The sequence below is a fragment of the Prosthecobacter gellanilyticus genome (assembly GCF_007992435.1).
GTDB classification, from domain to species: domain Bacteria; phylum Verrucomicrobiota; class Verrucomicrobiia; order Verrucomicrobiales; family Verrucomicrobiaceae; genus Prosthecobacter; species Prosthecobacter gellanilyticus.
Genome location: NZ_BKAG01000021.1, coordinates 93,392 through 110,618, shown reverse-complemented (window position 1 = coordinate 110,618; position 17,227 = coordinate 93,392). Strand labels below are relative to the sequence as shown.

16 protein-coding genes are annotated in these 17,227 nt (G+C 59.4%); 8 read left to right on the top strand and 8 right to left on the bottom strand.

Annotated elements, in window-relative coordinates:
- Window positions 1–102: 102 nt before the first annotated feature.
- From BGE01nite_RS15485 to BGE01nite_RS15465, 5 genes are all read right to left on the bottom strand, one after another.
- A complete protein-coding gene (locus BGE01nite_RS15485; protein ID WP_146851391.1) occupies window positions 103–780 on the bottom strand; it encodes an HAD family hydrolase in 678 nt (225 codons plus the stop codon).
- A gap of 99 nt (window positions 781–879) precedes the next feature.
- The gene (locus BGE01nite_RS15480; RefSeq protein ID WP_146851390.1) at window positions 880–2,205 is read right to left on the bottom strand and encodes a dipeptidase; all 1,326 of its coding nucleotides are present in this window, start codon (window positions 2,203–2,205) and stop codon (window positions 880–882) included.
- A 38-nt stretch (window positions 2,206–2,243) separates the two neighbouring features.
- The gene (locus BGE01nite_RS15475) at window positions 2,244–2,585 is read right to left on the bottom strand and encodes a KH domain-containing protein (protein WP_146851389.1); all 342 of its coding nucleotides are present in this window, start codon (window positions 2,583–2,585) and stop codon (window positions 2,244–2,246) included.
- Window positions 2,586–2,686: 101 nt separating this feature from the next.
- The gene (rpsP, locus tag BGE01nite_RS15470; protein WP_146851388.1) at window positions 2,687–2,938 is read right to left on the bottom strand and encodes a 30S ribosomal protein S16; all 252 of its coding nucleotides are present in this window, start codon (window positions 2,936–2,938) and stop codon (window positions 2,687–2,689) included.
- A 170-nt stretch (window positions 2,939–3,108) separates the two neighbouring features.
- Window positions 3,109–3,342: a hypothetical protein gene (locus BGE01nite_RS15465; protein WP_176601360.1), complete on the bottom strand. Its 234-nt coding sequence runs from the start codon at window positions 3,340–3,342 to the stop codon at window positions 3,109–3,111.
- A 136-nt stretch (window positions 3,343–3,478) separates the two neighbouring features.
- On the opposite strand from BGE01nite_RS15465, the gene BGE01nite_RS15460 reads away from it, so the two are divergent.
- The 8 genes from BGE01nite_RS15460 (at window position 3,479) to BGE01nite_RS15425 (ending at window position 14,010) form a co-directional block, all read left to right on the top strand.
- On the top strand, window positions 3,479–4,090 hold the full coding sequence (locus BGE01nite_RS15460; protein WP_146851387.1) for a riboflavin synthase: 612 nt from the start codon (window positions 3,479–3,481) through the stop codon (window positions 4,088–4,090).
- 177 nt (window positions 4,091–4,267) lie between these two features.
- Entirely contained in the window at window positions 4,268–6,010 is a 1,743-nt protein-coding gene (locus BGE01nite_RS15455) for an SUMF1/EgtB/PvdO family nonheme iron enzyme (RefSeq protein WP_146851386.1), read from the top strand.
- A 114-nt stretch (window positions 6,011–6,124) separates the two neighbouring features.
- Window positions 6,125–6,610 carry a nuclear transport factor 2 family protein gene (locus BGE01nite_RS15450; RefSeq protein WP_146851385.1) on the top strand — a complete coding sequence of 162 codons (486 nt, stop codon included), beginning with the start codon at window positions 6,125–6,127 and terminating at the stop codon, window positions 6,608–6,610.
- A gap of 42 nt (window positions 6,611–6,652) precedes the next feature.
- Window positions 6,653–7,573, top strand: coding sequence for an ABC transporter permease (locus BGE01nite_RS15445; RefSeq protein WP_146851384.1), 921 nt, complete (start codon window positions 6,653–6,655; stop codon window positions 7,571–7,573).
- Window positions 7,570–8,427 carry an ABC transporter permease gene (locus BGE01nite_RS15440; RefSeq protein WP_146851383.1) on the top strand — a complete coding sequence of 286 codons (858 nt, stop codon included), beginning with the start codon at window positions 7,570–7,572 and terminating at the stop codon, window positions 8,425–8,427. The genes BGE01nite_RS15445 and BGE01nite_RS15440 overlap by 4 nt, the downstream gene beginning before the upstream one ends.
- A gap of 64 nt (window positions 8,428–8,491) precedes the next feature.
- Window positions 8,492–10,054 carry an arylsulfatase gene (locus BGE01nite_RS15435; protein WP_146851382.1) on the top strand — a complete coding sequence of 521 codons (1,563 nt, stop codon included), beginning with the start codon at window positions 8,492–8,494 and terminating at the stop codon, window positions 10,052–10,054.
- A gap of 88 nt (window positions 10,055–10,142) precedes the next feature.
- Window positions 10,143–12,548 (top strand): bifunctional serine/threonine-protein kinase/formylglycine-generating enzyme family protein, encoded by a 2,406-nt coding sequence (locus BGE01nite_RS15430; RefSeq protein ID WP_170266812.1) that lies wholly within the window; start codon window positions 10,143–10,145, stop codon window positions 12,546–12,548.
- 67 nt (window positions 12,549–12,615) lie between these two features.
- Entirely contained in the window at window positions 12,616–14,010 is a 1,395-nt protein-coding gene (locus BGE01nite_RS15425; protein WP_170266811.1) for an SGNH/GDSL hydrolase family protein, read from the top strand.
- A gap of 98 nt (window positions 14,011–14,108) precedes the next feature.
- Here the strand turns inward: BGE01nite_RS15425 and BGE01nite_RS15420 are convergent, their stop codons facing one another.
- From BGE01nite_RS15420 to BGE01nite_RS15410, 3 genes are all read right to left on the bottom strand, one after another.
- Window positions 14,109–14,540 carry a hypothetical protein gene (locus tag BGE01nite_RS15420; protein WP_146851379.1) on the bottom strand — a complete coding sequence of 144 codons (432 nt, stop codon included), beginning with the start codon at window positions 14,538–14,540 and terminating at the stop codon, window positions 14,109–14,111.
- 63 nt (window positions 14,541–14,603) lie between these two features.
- Complete coding sequence (locus BGE01nite_RS15415; protein ID WP_146851378.1) at window positions 14,604–16,097, bottom strand: CbiX/SirB N-terminal domain-containing protein; 1,494 nt, start codon at window positions 16,095–16,097, stop codon at window positions 14,604–14,606.
- A 74-nt stretch (window positions 16,098–16,171) separates the two neighbouring features.
- Complete coding sequence (locus tag BGE01nite_RS15410; RefSeq protein WP_146851377.1) at window positions 16,172–17,197, bottom strand: zinc-dependent alcohol dehydrogenase; 1,026 nt, start codon at window positions 17,195–17,197, stop codon at window positions 16,172–16,174.
- Window positions 17,198–17,227: the final 30 nt, after the last annotated feature.

The window sequence follows — 17,227 nt, the reverse complement described above, 5'->3', positions numbered from 1 at the left end:
TCGTGCGCACGCTGCGCTACCTAACAAAAAGACGTTTTCTGCGCACACAGCGGTGTCGCGCCTAAGCGCTTGCCACCGCACTCCAGGATGCTGCCGCGACTTCTACGCTTCAGTCCAGGAACTCGAAATCTCGCCCAACGTGATTTGATTCAGGCCCTCGACTTGCATCCAGGCTCCGGTGAAATCCAGGTGCTTTGTCATCGGGCCGGGGGCCACGATGCAGCGGATGCCAGCGGTCTGTGCGGCACGCAGGCCGTTGAGGGAATCCTCAAAGATCACGGCTTCGGTCACATCCACGCCGAGGTTTTTCGCGGCGTGCAGGAACAGGCTCGGGTCAGGCTTCACCTTGCCGGTGTCATCCACCGTCGAGATGTGATCAAACTGGTCGCGGATCGCCAGTTGCTCCATCCAGGAATCAATCCACCAGCGCGGGCTGCTGCTGGCGATGGCGGTCTTCAGGCCGAGTGAGCGTGCCTCGCTGAGACGATCACGAACGCCCGGAAGTGTCTGCAGGAGCTTGCGCAGATCTCTTTCCCGGGTGCGGCGCGTTTCTTCCATCACTTCCCAATCAAAGGTTAGGCCGGTGAGCTGTTCCAGATCGCGGCGCGGATCATAGCCGCCGGTGAGGAAGTCGGTTCCCACGGCCTGAGCGTAGCGCTCCACCGGCAGAAAGTGCCCATGCTGCTCAAAGATCTCCTTCCAGGTGAGGTAACCGGTGCTTTCGGTGTCGACCACGAGGCCATCGAAATCAAAAATCACAGCGCGAATCTGAGCAGACATAAACAAGACAAAAGGAGAGTATCAACAAACTAAACGTTAGGCAATGCGGGTGCCTCTTGGGCATCCCGCCTCTGGATGAACCATGCGCGGTCTTCCGCTTTAGGCCGCCAGCTCACGCAGCAGCGCCTTGTTCAGGCGGATGCCGGCCTCGAGATTGGCGATGGGGAAGTTTTCGTTCGGCGCATGGGCCTGGCAGTCTGGCAGCGCCAGACCGAGCAGGAGGGTGTCCGCATTCAGCACGTCCTTGAAGGCCTGCACGATGGGGATGCTGCCGCCTTCGCGGATGAGTGCCACATCACCACCAAAGGTGGAAAGCAGGGCACGCTGTGCGGCCTGGCCCAGCTCTGAATGGGGGTCCGTGAGATAAGCCATGCCGGTGTGACCACGCTTGATCTCCAGACGCACGGCGGCCGGTGCCTTGGCCTTCAAATAGGCTTCGGCGAGGTCGAGGATGCGCTCTGGATCCTGGCTTGGCACGAGGCGGAAGCTCAGTTTGAAAAAGGCCTCACGGGCAATCACGGTCTTCGAGCCTTCGCCCTGATAACCACCGCCGATGCCGTTCACCTCGGCCGTCGGGCGTGCCCAGCGGCGCTCGCGCTCGGTGTAGCCGGGCTCGCCAAAGAGGGCAGGGGAGCCGGTGAGGGAAAGTGTCTCTGCGTCACCATCACCCAATGCAGCCCATGAGGTGCGCTCCCAGTCCTGAAGGTCGTTCACGTCATCGTAGAAGCAGGGGATCTGCACGCGGCCCTCGTCATCATGCAAGGTCGCGACAAGGCGCGCGGCCATGGTGACCGGGTTCGCGATAGCGCCGCCAAAGATGCCGGAATGCAGGTCGATGGTGGGTCCGTGGACCTTCACTTCCATGCAGGCGATGCCACGCAGGCCATACGTGAAGGTGCCGATGCCCTCACCGACCATGCCGGTGTCTGAGATGGCCACGACATCACAGGCCAGCTCTTCGCGGTGAGCTTCCAGGAAAGGTTTCAGGTTCGGGCTGCCGATCTCTTCCTCGCCTTCAAAGAGAATGGTGAGGTTCACCGGCAGGTCGCCATGCTCCGCCAGAGTCTCGGCCAAACCCGAGACGTGGGCGATGAGCTGCCCTTTGTTGTCCGTGGCGCCACGGCAGTAGATGCGGCCATCGCGGATGGTCGGCTCGAAGGGCGGAGAGCGCCACTCATTCACCGGCTCCACGGGCTGCACGTCGTAGTGACCGTAGAGCAGCACGGTACGGCGTCCGGCGATGTGCTTGTTCTTGGCGACGATAATCGGATGCCCCGGTGTCTCATGCAGTTGGGCGGTGAGGCCCATGCCCGTGAGCTTGCCCATGAGCCATTCGGCACAGGCGCGGACGTCGCCGCGGTGTTTGGAATCAGTGGAGACGCTGGCGAAACGGAGGCAGGTGAGGAGATCGTCGAGGGCGGACATGGTTGGAAAGGGGGCGTGAAATGAGATGAGTGGGAGAATCAGGCGGCAGGCGTGTTTTCGGCATCGGAGGCCAGCTCGGCCTCGCGGGCCTGCTCCTGCTCAGGTGTTTCTTCGTTCTCCAGGTCGCGGGCTGCACCGACGCGCAAGCTGACCTTGAGACCATGCTTCTCAGCGGCGGTGTTCAGCAGGGAGCGGATGGAGCTCACCGTCAGGCCGTTTTTGCCGATCACGTGCCGCACATCCTGCTGAGCGAGCTGGATGCGGTAGACGATGGACCCGGCACTATTGCGACCCACCGCGATGGTGGCCTGCTGGGGATGGTCGATCAGATTGGCCACGATGTAGGCCAGGAACTCGCGGAGGGCTTCAGGGGCGTCCATGGGGGAAAGGTGGAAAATGGGGATACGATGCCAGACAAACAAAAAGCCGCCGGATGACACGTCAACCGGCGGCTTCTTGAAAAGAGGATGAAAGTTGCCGCTTACTTGGCGGCAGCGATGCGAGCGTTCTTGATCAGGCTCTTCACCGTGGCGGTGGGCTGGGCACCCTTGGAGATCCAGGAGTCCACTTTGGCGAGATCAAGGTTAGCATTGCCTTTCTCCAGGGCAGGATTGTAGTTGCCGAGGATTTCCAGGAAGCGACCATCGCGCTTGAAGCGCTTGTCAGCGGCGACAACGCGATAAACGTGGCGCCCGTGGGCACCTTCCTGACGGAGACGAAGAACAACAGCCATGATATGTGAATAAAGGGGGGACTTTTCGAGGGGAGGCGGATAGTGGGGGCGAAGCCTCTGAAATCAAGCCGTATTTTGGGGAATTTCCCGACTTGATGTCAGCCAGCACCGCGTTTCTGAGAATCTCAGAGGCAGCGCCGCACAGTCAAAAACACCTCGCTCAGGAGGGTTTATTCAGCGGCAGGAGCCTCAGCAGCTGGGGTTTCGACCACTGGAGCGGCGGCAGGCTTGGCGGCAGGAGCTTTCTTGGCAGCAGGCTTCTTGGCAGCGGTGGCCTTCTTGGCGGCAGGCTTCTTCGCGGCGGCGGTTTTGCGGTCGGCGCCAGATTTGGCGAGTGCCTTCTTGCGGGCGACGTAGGCTTTACGGCGACGGCGTTTGATGATCTTGTTGAGTTGCTGGCCCATGTGTTTGTTAGGTCGTTGGTTAGTTTGGTTACTGGAAAAATTGGCCCGGAGAGTGGCACCATCCCGCAGCGAATCAAGGGCATATTCACAGCGGCTGCTGGCTTGCCTTTGGTGAGGCCTCGCTCTACACAACCTCATGTTTACCGGCCTCGTCGAATCCACTGGCACCGTCCTCAGTCTCGAACCCCGCGGCGAAAGTGCCCGCCTGACCCTGCAGGTCGGCCCCATGGCCGCAGAGCTGACCGATGGTGAAAGTGTGTCCGTGAACGGCTGCTGTCTTACCGTCACGGCCAAGGATCCCGTGGCTCAGACCGCCTCGTTTGACCTGCTTATGCAGACCCTGCGCGTCACCAGCCTGGGCGATCTCGAAACCGGCAGCTTGGTCAATCTCGAGCGCGCCATGGCGATGGGCGCCCGCTTCGGCGGCCATATTGTACAGGGGCATGTGGATGCCACCGTGCGCATTTTAGATTGGAGCGAGCACGGTCAGGACCATCGCCTGGAGGTCGAGCTGCCTGCCGAGCATCGCGGTCTGGTTATTCCGAAAGGTTCCATCTGTCTGGATGGCATCTCCCTTACCGCCGCTGAGGTTTCGGAGAAGAGTGTGACCTGCTGGATCATCCCGCATACCTTCCAGATCACCAATCTGCACACGAAGAAGACCGGAGCCCGGCTTAACGTGGAGTTCGACATGCTCGGCAAATACGTGCGTGAGCTGGTGAAGGCACAGCTGGCTGCCGCGGCTTGAGGCTTCAGCAATGCGGGCTTCGAATTGAGGGGTGTGGCCGTTACTGTCACAGTGCGCAGCGATGTTTTTTCGAGACCCAACGATAGAGGTGCGTCTCGTTCGGCGGGGCCTAAGGGTGCAACTTTTCGGTTTTCAGGCCCGCTCCAGCCGTCTAAAGACTTTCCAACCACCCCTGCCATGATTCCGTTACGCACACCGTTCCTCCTTGCCGCGCTCGCGCTTCCTGCCGCCGCGGCTGACAAAGTGGACTTCAACACTCAAGTGAAGCCCATCCTCGAAGCTGCCTGTACTCACTGTCACGGCGCGGAGAAGGACAAAGGCGACTTCCGTCTCCATACGAAGGAAGACATGATCAAGGGCAATGAGAACGGCCCCGGCCTCACCGCGGGCGATCTCAAAAAGAGCGCTATCTACTCCACTCTGATCCTTGGGCATGACGATGACATGGTCATGCCTCCGTCGAAGGAAGGGCTGCTGGACAAGACTCAGATCGAAGTCATCAAAGGCTGGATCGAGCAGGGTGCTGACTGGCCCGCCGGTGTGACCCTGGCCGTGAAGCCGCGCATCGATTTCGTGAAGCACATCCAGCCGATCCTGGAACAGAACTGCGTGAGCTGCCACAACCCGGAGAAGGACAAGGGTGAATGGATCGTCAGCACGAAGAAGCAGGCTTTTGAAACCGGCGAAAGCGCGCCGAACATCGTCCCCTTCAATCTCACGAAAAGCGCCGTCTATCATCTGACGACCCTCGGTGAGGATGAAGATGAGCTCATGCCGCCGAAGAAGAGCGGTGGTCCGCTGAAGAAGGAAGAGATCGCCCTGCTGAAAGGCTGGATCGAGCAAGGTGCGGCGTGGCCGGATGATGTGACTCTCAAGGCCAAGGAAAAAGGGGCTGTGGCCACGAACAATCCAGACACGCTGGAACTGGTGAAGAAGATTCATGCGCTCATCGTGCAGACCTCGAAGGAAAAGGCCGAGGGCGAGATGAAGAGCTATGACAGCAAGGTGCCTTCCACAGGTGCTGCCTACTCCATGGTCGCCATCAAGGGGGGGGAGTTCACCATGGGCACTCCAGAAGGTGAAGCTGGACGCATTGAAGACGAAGGCCCGCAGGTGAAGAAGAACATCAAGCCCTTCTGGATCGGCAAATACGAAATCACCTGGGATGAATACGAGCCTTATCAACTCACCAGCGAAGGCCGTAACAAGGACGGCAGCCGCAAGGTCTGGGCACCGACAGACAAGCCCGAGACACTGATCTCCCAGCCCACACCGCCGTATCAGCCGATGGACTTCGGCATGGGCCGCAATGGCTTCCCGGCCATCTGCATGACGCAGCATGCCGCGAACAAATATTGCCAATGGCTCAGCGCACAGACTGGTCACTTCTACCGTCTGCCGACAGAAGCCGAGTGGGAATACGCGGCTCGTGCCGGCACCAAGACCGCCTACTTCTTCGGCGATGATGCCGCGCAGCTGAAAGACTACGCCTGGTTCTTTGAGAACGCCCCGAACTTCCAGTACAGCGTGGTCGGCAAGAAAAAGCCGAACCCATGGGGCCTCTACGACATCTACGGCAACGTCTGCGAGTGGACGCTCGACCAATACAGCGACGGCACTTACAAGAGCTGGGCCGCAGATGCTGCCACCGGCTCGCTTGGCAATACCTGGATCAAGTCCAAGACACCGTATCCGCATGTCGCCCGTGGTGGTCACTACGATGACGATCCGGAAATGCTCCGCAGCGGCGCACGTCGTGCTTCCGAGCCCGGCTGGAAGCAGCAGGACCCGCAGCTTCCGAAGAGCATCTGGTATCTGACGGATGCGACCTGGCTCGGCTTCCGCATCGTCCGCCCGCTGGAGATCCCGACGGTGGAGGAAATGTACTCCGCCTGGAACAATGGCGTGGCCAAGGAATAGTCCGCCATTCATTGAACAAAATTTGCGAAAGCGGGGACGTGAGTCCCCGCTTTTTTGTGCCTGTGTGTCACGTGGCATTGACACTCACCCGGCGGCCATTTCATGCTCGGATTTATGTCCCCCCGCTCTTACATTGTCCTCGGCAGTGTCATACTGCTCATCTCTCTCAGTTGGTTTGGTTGGTGGGCCTTTGGCAGATCTCCGGCGGATCAGATCCGCGACCGACAGCAGGCCTTTTTGCTCGCCCTTGAAGAACGGGATTGGGATGATGTGAAGGCCATGCTCACGGATGACTATGCGGATGATTATGGCCATGATCGCGACAGTGCCGTGCAGGATGCACAGCAGGCGCTGGGGAGCTTCTTGAGCCTCACCATCAAGCCCGAGATCGTGCAGCTTCAGGCCGTGCCAGGTCTCGCCATGGTGAAGATGAAGATTCGCGTGGAAGGCAAGGGCCTCGGGATCAGTGACATGGTCGTCGCCCAGGTGAACAGCATCGAGGAACCATGGTTCTTCCACTGGCATAAGAAGGGACCCTGGCCCTGGGACTGGCGCATCGTGCAAATCCACAATGACGGCCTGCACGTGCCACAACTCTGATTGCTCTGGCAGTCGTTCTGTCGTTAATGTCCGGTCGCATTCATGCTTCGTTTCCTCCTCAGTCGCGTCATCCAGGGCATCGCTGTCATCTTCAGCGTGCTCTGCATCACGTTTATCATGGTGAAGTTGAAGCCTGGCGACCCTCTTGAGAGTGAACGCCATGTCCAGGAGCATATTCTCAAGCAGCGGAAGGCGTTGTTAGGCCTTGATAAGCCCTGGCCGGTGCAGCTTGGCCGCCACATCGCCAATTTTGCCACCTTTGACTTTCCTCCGATGCTGAAGTTGCCCGGACGTGGTGTGGATGAGGTGATTATCCAGGCCTTTCCGGTATCTGCGCAGGTCGGTCTCGCGGCGCTGGCCATTGCCTTGACCATTGGCATTCCGGTGGGGGCGCTTGCGGCCTTGCGGCCGCATTCGCTAGAAGATCGTGCAAGCATGATCATGGCGACGTTTGGCGTTTGCACGCCGAGCTTGGTTCTTGGCCCGCTGATTGCCCTGGTCTTTGGCCTGAAGCTGCGATGGTTCAATGCCTCAGGATGGTTCGATGCGGACGACTGGGTGTTGCCCGCAGTGACTCTCGGCATCATTTACAGCGCTTACATCGCCAGGCTGACACGGGGTGGTTTGCGCGAGACGCTCGCCCAGGAGTTCATCCGCACGGCGCGAGCCAAGGGCGCTTCGGAAAGCGCGGTGGTCTTCCGTCACGCCTTCAAACTGGCCTGCCTGCCGGTGTTGAACTTCCTTGGTCCCACGGCGGCGGGTTTGATGACGGGTTCCATCGTGACTGAGAACGTTTTTCAGCTTCCCGGACTCGGACAGCATTTTGTCGCAGCGGCGCAGAACGGCAACGACGAGCTCACCATGGCCACTGCGGCCTTTTACGCGCTCATGATCGTGACTTTCAATCTGCTCGTGGATGTCGTGCAGGCGCTGCTTAATCCCAGAATCAGTCTCAGAGAATGAGCGGCCTTTCCAAATCCCCCTGGCAGCAGGCATGGCAGCGACTCACTCGTTCGAAGGTGACCGTGGCGGCGATGATCGTTCTTGGAGTGATGATCGTCACCTGTGTGGTTGGACCCTTGCTTTCCCACTACGATCCAAATAGCCAGGACCTGGAGCTAAAAGCAGTTCCTCCACAGGGTGATCACTGGCTGGGCACAGATCCTCTGGGGCGTGATCTCGCCACCCGCATCATGGTGGGTGGCCGAATCTCCTTGCTTGTGGGCGCTCTCGCCACAGCCGTCGCCACGATCATTGGAGTGGGTTATGGATTGATTGCAGGTCTGTCCGGTCGTCGTCTGGATGCTTTCATGATGCGTGTGGTGGATGTGCTTTACGCCTTTCCCTTCATCACCTTCGTGATTCTGCTCGTTGTCATTTTCGGACGGAAGTTTGAGCTCATCTTCGTGGCCATTGGTGCCGTGGAGTGGCTCACCATGTCACGCGTGGTGCGCGGCCAGGTGCTGTCGCTGAAGAATTTGGAGTTCGTCCAGGCCGCACGTGCCGCAGGTGCTGGCTTCTGGCACATTCTCTTCAAGCACATGCTGCCGAATGTCATGGGTCCGGTCATCATCTACGCCAGCCTCACCGTGCCTGGAGTCATGCTGCTGGAGGCCACGCTGAGCTTCCTCGGCCTCGGCATCCAGCCACCGGATGCCAGCTGGGGCGTGCTGATCAGCGAAGGTGCCGCAAGCATGGCTGTCTATCCCTGGATGCTCATTGGCCCCAGTGTGTTCTTCACGCTCACCCTGCTCGCTTTGAACCTGATCGGTGACGGTCTGCGTGATGCGCTGGATCCGAAGTCGTCACTCGATTGATGATTGGTCCGCAGATCTGTGTTTGAGGCGAAATGTGTTCCCCGGAGCCTTCGTTCTCCAGCGCATGCTCCGTGCCCTGACCTTTCTTTCCTTAGCGTCCTGCCTGTCCCTGGCATCTGCTGAGATCGCTTCCAAGAAGCCGAACATTCTTTTCATCCTCACGGATGACCAGGGGTATGGAGACCTCTCCGCGCATGGGAATCCGGTGCTGAAGACACCGAACCTGGACAAGCTGCTCAGTGAGAGCGTGCGCTTCACGGACTTCATGGTGAGCCCCACCTGCGCGCCTACCCGCAGCGCCATCCAGACCGGGCGGCATGAGTTTCGCAATGGCATCACGCACACCATTCTAGAACGCGAGCGCATGGACCCGAAGGCCGTCACGATCGCGCAAGTGCTAAAGGGAGCGGGCTACACGAACGGCATCTTTGGGAAATGGCACCTCGGCGATGAAAAGGCGTATCGTCCGAGCCAGCGCGGGTTTGATGAGCAGTTCATCCATGGCGGTGGAGGCATTGGTCAGAGTTATCCGGGAAGCTGTGGTGATGCGCCGGACAACAAGTATTTCAATCCAGTGATCCTGCACAATGACCGCTTCGAAAAGACGGAGGGCTACTGCACGGACGTGTTCTTTGCGCAGGCCACGAAGTGGATGGATTCGGTGAAAGGCAAGCAGCCCTTCTACTGCCACATCGCCACGAATGCACCGCACGGTCCCTACATCGCGAGACCGGAGGACAAGAAGCTCTATGAAGGTAAAAACCTCGGCGCGGACACGGAGAACTTCTTCGGCATGCTCCACAACATCGACGAAAACGTCGGCAAGCTCATGGCAAAGCTCGATGAATGGGGCATCGCCAAAAACACGCTGGTCATCTTCATGAATGACAACGGCGGCACCGCTGGTGTGCGTGTCTTCAATGCCGGTATGCACGGGTCGAAAGGCAGCCCATGGATCGGCGGCACACGGGCCATGTCCTTCTGGCGCTGGCCGGGGACGCTGACTCCGGCGGACTGCGGGGCTCTCACCGCGCATGTGGATGTCTTCCGCACCTGGGCTGCCCTCGCGGGCGCTACTCTCACGCCGGAAGCGGAGAAACAGGTGGAGGGGCGGAGTCTTGTACCTCTTCTGGAGAAGCCTGATTCGACCTGGGAAGATCGCACCCTTTTCAGTCATGTGGGCCGCTGGGCGAAGGGCACGGATTATAACCTCGCGAAGACCCGTAATGCCAGCGTCCGCACCACCCAGTATCATCTGGTCAGCGAGGCCGGAGGCGGGCAGGGGAAAGCGAAGGGCAAAAAGGCTGCGGCAGCTCCTGCGGCACCTGCTGATGCGCCAGGATGGCAGCTTTTCGATGTGAAGACAGACCCGGCGGAGGCGAAGAACATCGCCGCTGACAAACCTGAGGTCGTGAAGAGCATGCTGGCGAGCTATGATACCTTTTGGAACTCCCTGCCCGGGCAGATTGATCTCAATGAAAAGGCGGTCGGGCCAAAGCTGAACCCCTTTGCCGAGGAGTACTGGGCGCAGTTTGGCGGTGGACCGAGCGAGGAGGACCTGAAGCGCATGGATCCTCAGGCTGCGTTCAGCTTTGAGGCGAAAAGGGCAGGGAAGAAGCAGGAGTAGGTTCGAGGGCAGAGGCCGAAAACGATTTTCAGGACATCACAGAGGAATGTTGTCACGGGCGCGGCGGCTGCGTATCTTCGCCCGCAGAATGCCCCCCAACCCCGCCGACCAGCCTGTACCAGACGCGCAAGCGCCTGCTGCGGAGCCTAACCCCACCATGCTGGAGCTGCCTGCTCCGCCGGTGGTGCCGCGGCACACGCCGGCTGCACGGCAGAGGAATGGTCCGCCTTCACATCGTGATGACATCGTCATCCAGGACTACACGCTGATCCGCCGCATCGGCTCGGGTGCCTATGGCGAGGTGTGGCTGGGGCAAAGCGTGACGGGGGCGTATCGCGCGGTGAAGATCGTCTGGCGTGAGGACTTCGAACTCACCCGCACTTTCCAGCGTGAGTTCCTCGGCATCCAGCAGTTTGAGCCCATCTCACGCGGTCATCCCTGTCTTGTGCACATCCTGCATGTGGGCTGGAACGAGAAGCGCGGTTTCTACTACTGTGTGATGGAACTGGCGGATGATGCGGACGCCGGGCCTAACTTTGAGGATCTGCAGACCTATGTGCCGCGCACGCTGGGCACGGACATGAAGAGTCATGGTCGGCTGGACCTTGTGTTCTGCCGTGATGCCGGTGTGTATCTCGCGGATGCGCTGCACTACATGCACACGCACGGTCTCACGCACCGTGACATCAAGCCGTCTAACATCATCTTCTGCGGCGGTGTGTGCAAACTGGCAGACATCGGTCTCGTGGCTGCCTTGGGCGAGCGAACCTTTGTCGGCACGGAAGGCTTCGTGCCGCCGGAAGGTCCAGGCACGCCGCAGGCGGACATCTACAGTCTCGGCAAGGTGCTCTATGAGATGAGCAGCGGGAAGGACCGCATGGAGTTCCCTGAGATCCCTTCCAATCTGAGCGACAGCGAATGGCCGTTCTGGATGGATCTGAACCGTGTGATCTGCAAAGCCTGCGCGCCAGATCTGAAGGAGCGTTTTCAAACCGCAGGTGAGTTTGCGGAAGCTTTGCAAAGAGTTGGCGAGAAGCGTCCGGAAAAGTTCATGCGCCGTTTCGCGCGCGCGGCGGTTTTTACCATCATTGGTTCGGCGCTGGCAGGGGCCGCGCTGCATGCGGGAAAATATCAGCATGACTGGGCCTATGACCTGCCGCTGCCGGTGAAGCCCGCGCCCGCGCCCATCCAGCCTCAGAATGGCAAGCCCTGGCAGAACATCTACGGCCAGTGGTTCAGTTTCATAAAGGACCGCCATGTGGCAGATGAGCCCGCCGAGGTGGCGCAGTTCCAGGCGTTTTATTATGCCACCGACCGCGCCGCTGCCTTCACGGTGATCCAGCCTACAGCGACTCAAAAACGTGCCTTCATCATGGTTTCTCCGGAAGATGCGGACGCATTTTGTGCCTGGATGACCACGCGCGACCGTCAGAGCGGACGGCTGGACGTTGATCATGAGTACGCCTGGCGTGCTGTCAGTGTCCCGGGTTCACAGCCCACACCCGGACGGCAGGCCATTCGCACGGAGATCGTGCCCATGCATTACGGCAAGGTGAGCATTGATAGCAAGCCGCCTGGAGCTGAGGTGCTGAGAGGCGAACTGATCGTTGGACGCACACCGTTGAACCTGGACAAGACACGCGCGGAGAAGTTTGAGTTCGAAGTGCGTCTGCCGGGTTACAAGAACGAAGTCGTGCGCGGCAACCTGAAGGAAGGCCAGGCCATGAGCTTCAATCTGCGCCTGCGTGCCACGGGTGCTGTGGTCTTCAGCAAGCCCTGGGACAACAGTCTCGGCATGAGACTGGTGCCGCTGGGCAAGGCCATGCTGGCCGCCACGGAAACGAAGCGGAAGGACTTTGCGGAGTTTGCGCGCAGTTCCAAGCTGGCCCCGGTGGTCAATCGTGATCTCGACAAGGCACCCGATCTGCCGGTGACGAATGTCACGCGAGCTGAAGCCGAGCAGTTCTGCCGCTGGCTGACAGATCGCGAGCGTGCCAAAGGCCTGCTGGAGCCGGATCAGGAGTATCGCCTGCCGACGGATGATGAATGGAGCATGGCGGTCAACCTGCCTCGTGAGATTGGGGACACCGACACGCGCAGCGGCGCCATTCTGGGATTCTATCCTTGGGGGTTCACCGCCATCCCGCCGCCCAAAGCAGGTAACTTTGCCGACAAGACGGCGGATGCCTCCGGCAAAAAATCCATCGCTGGTTATACTGATGGCAATGCGGGCCCTTCACCCGTGGCCAGCTTCAAGCCTGATCCACGCACGCAGATGTACGATCTCGCCGGCAACGTCTGGGAGTGGGTGTCCGACACCTGGGCGGCAGATGCCAATGAAGGCATCGTCCGCGGTGGCTCCTTCACCACCTATGAGCCGCGCGAACTGCTCGCCTCCTTCCGCCGCAAGATCTTGATCACTGACCAGCTCGCCGATGTCGGTTTCCGCGTCATTCTCAGCTTCGAAGGCCGCAAGGCGCGAGAAGAGGACTGAGGGACAGACATTCGTCATTTTAAAGGATAACCCGCACCTCGCGCTTCGTTCTGCTCTGCCCTTCACCATGCACTCACGTCTTGCTCTCACGCTCATCGCCACCCTGGGACTTGCTGCTGGCAGCTTTGCCCAGGCCCCGAAACCTGCCGCCCGACCTGCGCCAAAGCCCGCCGGTCTTGGTTTGAAGGACGGTGACCGCATCATCTTCATCGGCGACTCCATCACGCACCAGTGCCAGTACACCCAGTATGTGGAGGATTTCTTCTACACGCGTTATCCGAAGCTGCGTCTGCACTTCCGCAATGCCGGGGTGAGTGGTGACCGCGCGGCGGATGCGCTGAACCGCTTTGACGATGACATCGCCAGCTTCAAGCCCACCATCGCCACCGTGCTGCTGGGCATGAATGACGGTGCGTATCAGGACTTCACGCCGGAGATTTTCAAAACCTATGCGGATGACATGACGAAGCTGCTCGACAAGCTGGATGCGCTGAAGGTGCGTGTCTTTTTGATGAGCCCGACCATGTTTGATCATCAGGCCTTTGACCAGATGGTGGCCAAGGATCCTGCCCGTGGGAAAAACAAAAAGCCTGACAACTACAACGCCGTTCTCGCCTACTTCGGCAAGTGGGGCCAGGAGCAGGCTCGCAAGCGTGGTTATGGCTTCATCGATCTCTTCGGGCCTCTGAACAAGTTCACCACCGATGGCCGCGTCAAAGACCCGAGCTTCACGCTGATCGCGGATGCCATTCATCCGGCGGGCGACGGCCAGTTTGTCATGGCTTATTCCATCATCGAAGCGTTCGGTGAACCTGGTGTCGTGTGGGGTCTCATGAGCACTCCCGCAGCAGCAGGTGGTTGGAAAGTGACCGCAAGTCCTGGAAGCACCGTCACCGCGACTTCAGGGGAGGCTGGGAAGACTCTTTCCTTCACGCTACAGCCGAAGTGCCTGCCTTGGGCCGTGTTGGAAGAAGCCAAGCTCGGCGCCACCCTCACCGCAGCCGGCCATCGCAAAGGTGGCGAGGTGCTGACGGTGAATGGTCTGCAACCCGGCCGCTATGATGTGCTGGAAAACGGCCAGCTTGTCGGCACCTGGGATCACATCACACTTGGGAAGAAGATCGAGCTTCAGGCAGATCCGGAGTCCGTCACACTCTCCCAGGCACGTCAGGTCATCATGCTGAACAAGCAGCGCAATGACGAGGCCATCCGCCCGCTGCGCAATCTCTACGGCCAGCGCAAAGGCAAGCTCCGCGCCGGTGATCAGGCTGCCTTTGATGCCTGGTGGAATGGCGAAGGCAAGAAGCAGGAGGCCACGCTGCTGCAGAAGGCCGCCCAGTTTGAAGACGAGATCTACAAGGCCAACCAGCCCGCCGAAGTGAGGATCGAAGTCCGCCCCAGCACCCAGCCTGAGCCGGCAAAGAAGGGTGCTGCCAAAGGCGCGGTCAAGAAGGCTGCGTGATGATTGGTTAGGGCATTCCAGGTTTAATTTTAAGTCAAACAGAAGAAGCGGTGTCGTTGCCCAACGAGCCGCTTCTTTTTTGCCTTTGGGTGATGATGTCAATTCACACGCATAACCTGGAGCTGTGTGAAGATGTCTTTAAAAGCGGCCTTGGCTTCAAGACCCAACTCGACACGGAACGTGTTGCCTTGCCATAGTGCATAGATCCTGGTGACTGTGCCCCGATGGTGACCATTGATGATCTGAACTTGATCGCCGACCTTAAATGGCCCGCCGTTGACATGCGAACGCCAGGGGATCAGAAAGATCGAAACGATGGCAGCAGCGAAACATCCTGATATAAAGCCAAGCGCGCCCACCGACAGAAGTCCCAGCAGGCACCGGAGCAGCATTGGTGTGCCTTGAATCATGGCGAACGTCATGCCTGTTTCCTTGATCGTCGCGGCCATTGTGATCACAACCCAGGCTGCTGCCCAGAGACGGAACGGCCACGGAGATGCAAAGAATCGTTGAACTGGTGTGGGCTTCATCGCTGATGGAGTGGCCTTGTTTGAGATGCCCGGAGGCAATCTGTTTAAAGATCACCCGATCAATTAAGCGTCTGTCTTCTTCTCCGCATTCTTCCGTGCCACGCCACGCGCAGCGGAGACGATGTGATTGCAGGATTCCATGCAGAAGAGCGTGATTGCTTTGTTCTGGCCAGACACATGCCCAGCATCGTCACTCAACTTTGTTGCCGCAGGCCCGCTGAACGCACGGGTGCCGTCCAGAGTGTAGACGATGCGGCGAAGGCACTTCGTGGAAGTATCACAGCATTCGCCGATGATCTCGTCTGCCTGCTCATCAGTGATGCCATTGGCAAAGCGATACATGCCGGTCTGGCGCTGCAGCAGAGAGCGCAGGGGCACCGGCTCCAGTGTGCTTTTTTCTTGAGCCATGGCCATGCCAACGGCGGCGGGATAGAAGAACTCGAGCGCGAGCAGCAGCTCATCCAGATTTCGCAGATCCATCTGCCATCCGCGAATCAAAGTCGGTGCAGTTTTGATAGGCCTGAACTCACCACTCGCATCATAGCGGGCAATCTCACGGGCATCGACGGCATTGCCAAAGTAGTCCTGCACGGTTTCCTGCGTGTCATCGAGGTGATGCAGCACAAAGCCCTGGCCCTCTTTGATGATCTTGATCTGGCCGATAACGTCTCGTCCTTCATCGAGCCAGCGAGCCAGCGCGCTCTTCAATTCGTCATTCGGCATTCGGGCTTCGTCATTCCTGCCGTGCTTCGTATCGAAGTCGCGCACTTGATCGAGGATGACTTCAGCCATCAATGCTTCTGTGCCAATCGCGGAGCTGTAGTAGAGCTGGCGGCCGCGCAGCGGGATGGGATTATGACGGAATACATCCATCTGGCTGAGTGCCTTGCCCACCTCCTGCTCGATGCCTAACAAGACAGGGATGTCCTGGAAGCTATGCAGACCATCGGCGATGAAGAAAGGCACCACGACCACATTCGGCGAGGTGGTGAGCTTGTCCCACTCAGAAACAAGCGGTGCCTCCTCCATGTAGGCATCGACGACTTCAGCGAAGCCGTAGCCACCTTCGCGGATGAGCTTCACCTGATCTTGAATGGCCTTGGTACTGTTCTCATTGAGGTTCGTGCCATGGCCCACAATGACGAGGCTGGTCTCACCACGCGGCACGCCGGGGGCCACTTCATCCGCACGCTGAAGCAGGAGCTTCGTCATGTTTGGGTGGATGCCCACGGGATCGCAATAACGGATGGTTCGGCCATCGCGCTGCGTCACCGGCCCCTCGAGCCTCAGTTCGCGTGGCAGCACCTGCTGGCAGAAGTAACCTTCACTGATGAAATTCGGGACGATGTAGATGTCATCACTGTCCACGGACTCATACACCTCCCGCATGTTTGGCTCCTCTTTCCAGAAGCAGCACACGACCTCACGAAAGAGCTTTTGCTTGCGGATGCTGTCCGCATGCTGATGCGTGGGCGCGCTGGAGTCCGGGTTCACGGTGGAGCCGTGGCCGACGATGATGAGCGCGGCGTGTGAGTAGGGCGAGGGCTGGGAGTTCAATGCAGCAGTAATACGCTGTATCACTGCCGCTGGTGTTGCGGAAATGCCAGCAAGCTTTGTCACCCTGGCAGATGTCAGGCCGGATATTCGATCAGGGCCTTGATGACTCCGCGCCGGGCCACCTCATCAAAAGCCAGATGGATGTCCTGAAGCGGGAACTGGTGGGTGATGAAGTCGGCGGAGGTCAGCCTGCCCTCACGGATCCACTGGCAGAGCTGGGGCTGGCTTTCGCGCTCGTATTTCCGGGTTGGCCACTGGTGGACCAGCACGTTGAAATTGAAGTCAGCCTTCGTCTTGTCCAGATGCATGACGGGCTGGCTCAGCACCCCGTAGATGCAGTGGGAGCCACCGCGGCGCAGCAGGGGCAGGCCTTGCTGGAGGATGTCTGGATGTCCCACGGCATCGATCACGGCATCGAGCTTTCCTGGAGTCTCAATCTTGCCGGGCTCAAAAGCCGCATCCGCGCCGAAGGAGATGGCTTTGGCGCGCTTGTCCGCATGGCGGTCCACAATGCCGATCCAGCGCAGGCCGAAGAGGCGGCCCAGCTTCACAAAACTCAGTCCCACCGGGCCTGCGCCGAAGATGAGCACGTCATCGCCAGGCTGGAGATGGAAGTCGCGGAAGGCGCCCAGGACCTCGCGCCAGGTGCAGAGCAGCACGGCTTCCTGCGGCGGGATGTCGGCATCCACCTTGGTCTGGATCTCATAGACTTCCACCCAGCCACCGGCCTCATTCGCCACACCATCTTCCACCATGGCCGCATGGTCATTGGCCAGGGTGTATTCCCCAAAGCCACCCCAGCCGGAGTCCACGCTCTCCATCTGCAGATTGAAATTCAGCCCGCCCACGGCGCGATCGCCAACCGCGAAATTCCGCACCTTTTCTCCCACGGCGGTGACGATGCCCACGCTCTCATGGCCGAGGGCAAAGGGGAATTTGTCCTCCATGCCGGGGAAGTTGCCATGCAGGAGCTCGCTGTCCGTGCGGTTGCAGATGCAGGCGCACTCCGTCCTGACCAGTGCCTGATACGAGCCGGGTTTCGGCACAGGGGTATCAAGGATTTCCAGGTGACCAGGGTGTACGGCGATGACGGATTTCATGAGGGAGAGGCTTTTTATTTGGCGAGTTTC

Coding starts and splice junctions, on each gene's coding strand:
- BGE01nite_RS15485 (WP_146851391.1), bottom strand. CDS start 780: ATGTCTGCTCAGATTCGCGCTGTGATTTTTGATTTCGATGGCCTCGTG.
- BGE01nite_RS15480 (WP_146851390.1), bottom strand. CDS start 2,205: ATGTCCGCCCTCGACGATCTCCTCACCTGCCTCCGTTTCGCCAGCGTC.
- BGE01nite_RS15475 (WP_146851389.1), bottom strand. CDS start 2,585: ATGGACGCCCCTGAAGCCCTCCGCGAGTTCCTGGCCTACATCGTGGCC.
- rpsP (WP_146851388.1), bottom strand. CDS start 2,938: ATGGCTGTTGTTCTTCGTCTCCGTCAGGAAGGTGCCCACGGGCGCCAC.
- BGE01nite_RS15465 (WP_176601360.1), bottom strand. CDS start 3,342: ATGGGCCAGCAACTCAACAAGATCATCAAACGCCGTCGCCGTAAAGCC.
- BGE01nite_RS15460 (WP_146851387.1), top strand. CDS start 3,479: ATGTTTACCGGCCTCGTCGAATCCACTGGCACCGTCCTCAGTCTCGAA.
- BGE01nite_RS15455 (WP_146851386.1), top strand. CDS start 4,268: ATGATTCCGTTACGCACACCGTTCCTCCTTGCCGCGCTCGCGCTTCCT.
- BGE01nite_RS15450 (WP_146851385.1), top strand. CDS start 6,125: ATGTCCCCCCGCTCTTACATTGTCCTCGGCAGTGTCATACTGCTCATC.
- BGE01nite_RS15445 (WP_146851384.1), top strand. CDS start 6,653: ATGCTTCGTTTCCTCCTCAGTCGCGTCATCCAGGGCATCGCTGTCATC.
- BGE01nite_RS15440 (WP_146851383.1), top strand. CDS start 7,570: ATGAGCGGCCTTTCCAAATCCCCCTGGCAGCAGGCATGGCAGCGACTC.
- BGE01nite_RS15435 (WP_146851382.1), top strand. CDS start 8,492: ATGCTCCGTGCCCTGACCTTTCTTTCCTTAGCGTCCTGCCTGTCCCTG.
- BGE01nite_RS15430 (WP_170266812.1), top strand. CDS start 10,143: ATGCCCCCCAACCCCGCCGACCAGCCTGTACCAGACGCGCAAGCGCCT.
- BGE01nite_RS15425 (WP_170266811.1), top strand. CDS start 12,616: ATGCACTCACGTCTTGCTCTCACGCTCATCGCCACCCTGGGACTTGCT.
- BGE01nite_RS15420 (WP_146851379.1), bottom strand. CDS start 14,540: ATGAAGCCCACACCAGTTCAACGATTCTTTGCATCTCCGTGGCCGTTC.
- BGE01nite_RS15410 (WP_146851377.1), bottom strand. CDS start 17,197: ATGAAATCCGTCATCGCCGTACACCCTGGTCACCTGGAAATCCTTGAT.